General features: G+C 50.4%; 8 protein-coding genes. 3 read left to right on the top strand and 5 right to left on the bottom strand.

Annotation, left to right across the window (positions count from 1 at the left end; all coding sequences use genetic code 11):
* Positions 1-824 (bottom strand): hypothetical protein (locus HOK28_02150; GenBank protein MBT6431863.1); only part of this gene is annotated, 824 nt, incomplete at its 3' end.
* A gap of 192 nt (positions 825-1,016) precedes the next feature.
* Between HOK28_02150 and HOK28_02145 the strand changes: the two genes are divergently transcribed.
* The 3 genes from HOK28_02145 (at position 1,017) to HOK28_02135 (ending at position 4,144) form a co-directional block, all read left to right on the top strand.
* The gene (locus HOK28_02145; GenBank protein ID MBT6431862.1) at positions 1,017-1,655 is read left to right on the top strand and encodes a TetR/AcrR family transcriptional regulator; all 639 of its coding nucleotides are present in this window, start codon (positions 1,017-1,019) and stop codon (positions 1,653-1,655) included.
* An 82-nt stretch (positions 1,656-1,737) separates the two neighbouring features.
* Positions 1,738-3,624 (top strand): response regulator, encoded by a 1,887-nt coding sequence (locus HOK28_02140; protein ID MBT6431861.1) that lies wholly within the window; start codon positions 1,738-1,740, stop codon positions 3,622-3,624.
* A gap of 109 nt (positions 3,625-3,733) precedes the next feature.
* A complete protein-coding gene (locus HOK28_02135; GenBank protein MBT6431860.1) occupies positions 3,734-4,144 on the top strand; it encodes a response regulator in 411 nt (136 codons plus the stop codon).
* Here HOK28_02135 and HOK28_02130 read toward each other — a convergent pair.
* The 4 genes from HOK28_02130 to HOK28_02115 form a co-directional block, all read right to left on the bottom strand.
* Positions 4,141-4,716, bottom strand: a complete 576-nt coding sequence (locus tag HOK28_02130) for a hypothetical protein (protein ID MBT6431859.1) — start codon at positions 4,714-4,716, stop codon at positions 4,141-4,143. The two genes, HOK28_02135 and HOK28_02130, sit on opposite strands and share 4 nt — an antisense overlap.
* A complete protein-coding gene (locus tag HOK28_02125; GenBank protein MBT6431858.1) occupies positions 4,713-4,973 on the bottom strand; it encodes a hypothetical protein in 261 nt (86 codons plus the stop codon). The genes HOK28_02130 and HOK28_02125 overlap by 4 nt, the downstream gene beginning before the upstream one ends.
* Before the next feature lie 148 nt (positions 4,974-5,121).
* Complete coding sequence (locus HOK28_02120) at positions 5,122-5,829, bottom strand: MBL fold metallo-hydrolase (protein MBT6431857.1); 708 nt, start codon at positions 5,827-5,829, stop codon at positions 5,122-5,124.
* A gap of 71 nt (positions 5,830-5,900) precedes the next feature.
* Positions 5,901-7,050: hypothetical protein (locus tag HOK28_02115; GenBank protein MBT6431856.1), on the bottom strand; the 1,150-nt coding region annotated here is incomplete at its 5' end.

Here is a 7,050-nt window from a genome sequence, read left to right as displayed (position 1 = left end):
TACTGCAAACACCTACGGGCAAACGCCGCACGACATTTTTGAAGAGTTGGCTCATCCCCAAAAACTGCCTCCCAATCCGTGAGGTTGTCCTGGCAATAATCGACAGCATCACCCAAGCAACTTATTTCTTCCTCATCGACACCCTCGGCCTTTAACCCGCGGCCCAAATCTCTACCTAAAGTATTCAAGAGGGGCGCATTGGTCCACAACGACCCCGGTTGTAGCGGAGCCTCAAAGCTTACCCCGCACCAGGTCATGAGATCCCAGGCTAAAACTTTGAGGTCGGCACTCACATCCCGTGCGCAATAAGACGCATCAAATGTTCCACTGTAACGATGATCGCCGAAACTTAAATCGTATCGCCCCAAAGCTCTCCCCGTGTCGTAGTTTGGCACCACATCTAAGCTCACCGTTCCCGAACCAACCAGAGCTTGGTTGTGAGCTACTTCTAGATCGTTCACAGAGCCCTGGTCTGAAACAAGGAACGCAGCAAAACCATTAATCGACGGGACCTCTACCTGCTCAGCATCTTGGCCAGGTGACGCCACTAAAACCAGGCTTCCCCCCTGATCCACGGCCACCAGCGAAATACGAATCATAGCTTGTCGATCGTAAGATTTTCGCTCAATCCGGCTACCACATGGTACCCCGGCCGCGGCCATGGTGACCTCAAGATTCCCTTGATAGGCCTCAATCGTGGATACCCCGAGGACTGTCTCAGGTGGAAAAGGCAGCTCTCCTTCAGGAATACCGGACGACGACTGGGTACCGCACCCCCAAGAAGAAGAAACAAATAAACAGAGAAAAAACAGTGCTTTTTTCATTAATTCTCCAAATTAATCAATGCCTTAAGTAATGCTCATCAAGGTACCTGCACTCAAATTGTACACCCGAAAGAGTCCACGGGAACAATTCTATTTTAAAGATTCGTTAATTAGCCCTTGATGCTCGGCTTCATCGTTCGAATGTTACGAATACAGAATTGTAAACTTCAGGGCTCACAAAGGATTTAAGATATGGCGCGGATTAGACGCAAACCCGAGGAAGCCCGAAATACCATCCTAGATGCATCGGAGAACTTGCTCTTAGAGCAAGGGTTGGCTGGGCTCAAACTGGCGAAGGTCGCTCAGGTGGTAGGCATTTCGCACCCCGGCGTGCTCCATCATTTTGGTAGCGCCGATGGCCTTTTAGAGGCCGTTCACCAGAGAATCAGCCTCAAATTAAGAACCGACATTATCACCAGCCTGGAAGACCCCGAAGCTAAGACCGTCGAAGAGCGGTTATCAAAACTTCTCGCGGAACTCTCGGAACCTCGTACCGGACAGCTCATCGCCTGTCTGGTAGCCGCCGGTCTCGACCCATTTCCCGCGGCGGCTGACGGCAGCGTGAAGCACGTGATCGAACTGGTCCAAGAAGGCGTGTCCAACCCCGAGATGAGCTATGAAGAAATTGCATTCGCGGTTCAACTGACCATGCTCTCGATGCTTGGGGATGCTATTCTAGGTCAGCGGGTGCGGAGCCGGATGGGTGTTTCAGATCCCAAACAGGTAGGAACCAACTTCCAAGAGCGTATTCACGGCCTAATCGCCGAGAAAATGCGCCCTTCCGGAAGCAAGCTGCCCCACAACTCTCAGCTCCAACGTAATTTGGGTTAAATCAACTTCTCACGGACGTGCCCACCTCGGCACTGGGTTGTTTCTCGCTTGACCCTGCTTTATCCGCTAAAATATTACGATAATGCGGGTTCTGATAGCTGAAGATGACATTGTCGGGAGCAAAATTCTCAAAGCTCAACTGACTCGGTGGAAACATCAAGTTGATGTTGTCGGCCGCGGGGATGAAGCACTCGAACTTCTAGAAAAACCGCACGATTACGATTTGGCTATTCTCGACTGGGAGTTACCTGGCTTAGACGGGCCGGATATCTGCAGAGCTGTTCGCCAAGAAGAACAAGACCATTACCTCTATGTCATTTTACTCACATCCCGCAGCGGGCGCTCGGATGTGGTGGAAGCATTTGACGCTGGCGTGGATGACTTTCTTACAAAACCCTATGATCCTGACGAACTCCAGGCGCGCCTAAGCGTTGGACAACGTGTTGTAGAAAGAAAGAATAGTCTCAGAGAACGTATCGCATTGGTCGAACGCACGAGTAAATGGCTTTACGACGAGCTCAACAAAACTCGTTCAGAAGACAAGGTAGCCACCCGAGCGGTCCTTGTCCCGCTTCATAGCAACTCCCCTATCGCCAGCTTGGCAAACCAGCTCTCCCGTCATCTCGAACAAGATCAGCGTGGAATTCCAATCAGCAGGCAGACAGTCTCCAAAGAACTCGGTGAGGACTATACCGACATGGATATCGGGGACAGCGGGAGCGGCCGTCTACTTACATGGCTTGAAGAACAAGAGGAGTCTCACGACGTCATCTTTTACGAGGCCTGTTTTAACCACCCTGAATGGACTCGGCTTCTCTTACATCGCGCCGATATCGTTCTGTGGGTAACTCACCAAGATGATTCACCTGAAGCGTCCGAGTTCGAACAGGATGTGTTGGGGCATACCAGCTTTAGCGACTCCGTTCGGCAAGAACTGGTGATACTGCATCCAGAGATACCCAAGGAGATAAAGAATATCCGAGCATGGGCCAAGCCTCGTCCAACCACCCTTACCCATCACCTTGCGCTTAATCATGACCCAAGCTTAGCCCGTCTCGTGCGCCTCATATCCGGACGCGGTGTTGGGCTCTGCCTCAGTGGAGGTAGCAGCAGCGGAATTGCCCATGTTGGAGTTATTCAAGCCTTAAAAGAAAAAGGTATCGAACCTGATATCATCGTTGGTACGAGTATCGGTGCCGGGGTGGGAGCACTCAGTGCGCTAAGTGAAACCCCCGCTCAAATCATTGATCGGATGATAGAGTTTGCAACATTCAATTGGCTGCGTAAATTACGTTTTTTTAAAACACTCGGACCACCCATTCTCTCGCTTTTTAGTGGGGGAAGCCTAGAGCGAGACTTCCGTAAATTCTTTGGTGATGTGCGAATAGAAGAACTGCACATCCCGCTTATCATGGTGACCACAAGTCTTACCCGCGGCGTGACCGTTCCCTTATACAAAGGGCCTGTCTGGCTTGGGTTTCGTGCAAGTTCATCACTGCCCGGGATTCTACCACCCGTCAACATCGATGGTGAACTCCTCGTAGATGGAGGTGTCACCAACAACCTACCCGCTGACCTTCTTCGCCCTTATTGCCAAGATGGAACAATCATCGCTTCAGATGTAAGCGACCGTTCAGGTTTCGCATTTTGGTATGACTACGGACACGCCGTTTCAGGGTGGTGGATGCTGGGCAACAAATTTAGCAGCCTCTTCAAACGTGGCCCCTACAATGTCGATATTCCCAACCTTGCACAGGTGATTGACCGATGCGTCACTCTTCACAGCTTTGATGACACCCAGCACACCACTCGAGACATCATCGATATCTACATAGCGCCGGATGTTCCCCACGAAAAAGTACTCTGGTTCAACGCAAAAGAAGGGGCCGAACGTATTCGCAATATCGTAGAATGTGGCTACTCAGATGCCTTGAAGGCCCTTAAAAAACAAGATCCTGACTTACAGTAACCTACATCACCGGCGAGAATTTCATTTACCAGGATTCAAACCTTTGTGCTGAAACCAAACAAGCGCTAGACTCTGAGTAGGGTCCGTTGAGCGGGGGTACAGAGTTCCAATGTCAATCCATCGTGTCTTGATTGTTGATGATTCATCTCTGGTAAGAGAAATACTGTGCACTCTTGTCACTCGAGACCCGAATCTAGAGGTCTGCGGCGAGGCCGAGAATGGGCGAGAAGCCATTGTAAAATGCGCCGAACATGACCCAGATATGATACTTCTTGATTTGCAAATGCCGGAGTTTGACGGCCTGAGCTTTTTGAGACACTACCGAACCAAAACACGGGCAAAGATTATCATTTTGTCTGGAATGATTTCAGGAAACCGAAAACCCATCGGTATCAACGCCAAGAACCTAGGCGCTGACGCAGTATTGAGTAAGCCTGAAAATATGAGCGATGAAGCATCGGAGAGCATCGAAGAGCTGATGCGTACTGTGTATGAATTGCTAGGAATCGAAGCCGCTTAGAAATTTAAGCGAAGACCTGTGTTCAGGATTATCGTTGTCGACGCCTGTTCATCACCTAACGCCCCCTCACCCACAGGAAGTGATACGCCCCCGAAGACGGTGACGTTGTCCAATGGCAACGCCGCGGTCACGCCCACTGCAGAAAGTGGATCGACGCCTGACTGTGTCAGAAGAAATGAGTTCGCTGTTTCGACTGCAAGCTGCACCCCGCCCAGATCAACACCCACCGCTGCATTGATTCGCAGCATTACTTCAGCCGAGTCTTCAGGAACATCACCCGTACGAATTAAGATATCTGTTCCAAGATCAGCTCGAACGAAAATTGGACCCAATTCAAATTCAGGCGATGCACTGGTGCGAATTGTTAAATAGTCGGGCAAAGCTGCGGAAAAGTTTGCTGGGTCCGCCAACGCGCCATAAATATTAGTATAGAGATTTAACATGCCTTCCATACCATCTGAACCAGAAGCAGTTGGTAGACTTACACCAAAACGATAATTAAGCTTAAAGTTACCCAGATCCGTCCTACCCACGATGCCCGCTTCCACGTTGCCAATGGTAGAATTGGTCACATCGCCACCAAATGCGCGGTCGGAATGAGCAAGTAAACACCGATATCATCAAGTCCAAGCTGTAAGTGATAATCGTTCCTCAAGAAGACACTGCCATCGGCATCTTCGAGTATGATTGCCCCGAAGGTAACTTCAGCGCCAGAGCCACTTTCCACACGGTCCATCAAGGCGAATTGAGCAGCGGAGGCAATGCTCGGTACGATCATTAAGGCTGCCAAGCCGATTAAAGTGGATTTAATATTGGTCAAGAAGTTCATCATTTTATCCTTATTAAAGTGTCATGCGCTCTGACGTGAACCATTGATAAATTGTTCACGGAAAAGAGCAAATACCTAACGAAATAAAATGGCTGTCCTTAAAAAGTGCTTTGTTGTTGACCAAATACCAAGATAATCTTCAGCACGATTACTCTTCATATTTCTGAAGACCCAAGCCGGGAACCCAAACAAAGCCCGGTGCGCCCTCAATACCGCGCTCGTCACGAATATAGCCCAAGAATGGATTGTTGATGAGTTCTTCTCCAATGGTGGTCATTGGACCATGCCCACTGTGAACTCTCATATGACCCGGCAAGAGCGTGAGCCGTCGCAGGCTTTCGATCATGAGCTGCGGATCGCTTAACGGGAAATCAGTTCTACCGATGCTGCCTGAGAAAAGCGTATCACCTACAATAATATCCTTGTCATCGTGCCAGCAGCCTTGGCCGGGTGTGTGCCCGGGCGTGGGTAGAAAATGGAGCGTCGTCTCACCGAGCTGCACGGTATCACCGTCGCTCACTTCATGGTCGATGCGGCCGCAGGGCCGATCAAGATGAGGCATGCCAAACATCGTGCCTTGATGAGGCAGCGTCTCAAAAAGAGGCCGGTCGGCAGCCGGCATATAAGTAGGTACATCCCATGCTTCTTGGAGCATCGTTAAGGCGCCTGCATGGTCTAGGTGGGTATGCGTTAAGAGAATCATCTTGATATCTGGGGCGGGGCTAATCGCTTGAAGCCGCTCTACAAGCTCGTTGGTTTCACCCGTATCGACGATGGCACATTGGCCAGTCGCAGTATCCTTGAGCAAATAGGTGTTGACCTGAAACATGCCAACCGTAAAACAACTAACTTCCATGAGAGCCTCCTAGAGCCTGGCCTATAGCCGCGCAGCATTCAACTCACAAGAGACCTCAGTTAGAGAATGGGTCAAATACCAAAAACATCACCCTGGATTTTAAAATCTGCGCCTCGGTAGTCGAGATTCACATCATGATCATTTCCATTGGTGTCTTCGCTGCTCTCGACCGAGACCCGCACCTGAATATGCTCACGACCTGCTAATAAAGCCAGCGCCGCCATCCACGCTTCATCGCCGCGGTTTTCGTAAAGCGATTCACGCAGCCAGTCATTTCGCCGGTCCTTAGCCTTCGCAGGTGCCTCCTGAAGGCGCTCAATCAGCTGCTCTACACGGTAGAGTTCGGAAAAATCAGCGGTATTATCACGCATCGGTCCGTTTGCGGAGAGCACTCGGCGCCGAACGGGATCTGCCCAAACCGGCAAGCTACGCTCCGGATAAATTGAGCGCCATGCTTGAGTATAGGCATTCCAATAATCTTTCTCCAAGCGTCCACCAATCTGGTCCAAACCTGTTTCATCTAACTTCACATCTATTTTAAGGGTCGTCTTCGAAAGTTCATTGCGTGGGCCAAGCCACATCCGAGTTCTTGGGCGAACCTCTTTTATTCTTCGTTCATATTGCTTCAATGCATCCAGGCTCTCACCGCGCATCAAGAACCGAGCAACTCCCAAACCTCGGATGAGTGCGTCTTTCGAAGTAAATTCTTCACGGGCCTCGTGACTCCATTCAATCCAATGGTCTTCCGCTTTCAGATCTCCCAATGCAGCTCCTCTTCCGGGACGAATATGGCGACTAAAATCTTTTACATCGTAATGATGCTGCTTAAACCAATCCGCCGTTTCCCCGCTGGAGATCTCAAGCTCAGTGGTCACCCCAAAGTAGTCCCCTTCTGAAAATACATCTGAATGCCCGGTGGTTCGGGTAACAACTTCTCCATGGCGCGTACCAAAAGCATAGTGCGAAGCTGACTGTGTTCTCTCGTCGATTGAGGTGAAAACAAAACGGTACATTTCAACACCCGGGTGACCGCGTCTCGCTAAATCTCGAACCTGAGTCCAGTCTCCGGCCAAAGCCCGCTCATAGGCCTTACCAACGACTGCGACACTCAAATCGAGCTTTACATCCATGAGACGGTTATCTTTCTCAGACTGCCCCCATCCGCTGCGTGTACCGGCTCCAACCCAATCCTCAAGTGCTCCTTGAGCAGCGCGCTTAACG

It is taken from the genome of Deltaproteobacteria bacterium (genome assembly GCA_018668695.1).
In the GTDB taxonomy this organism is placed as follows: Bacteria; Myxococcota; XYA12-FULL-58-9; order XYA12-FULL-58-9; family JABJBS01; genus JABJBS01.
The sequence above is the reverse complement of the archived record's forward strand: the minus strand, read 5'-3'. Positions and strand labels throughout refer to the sequence as shown.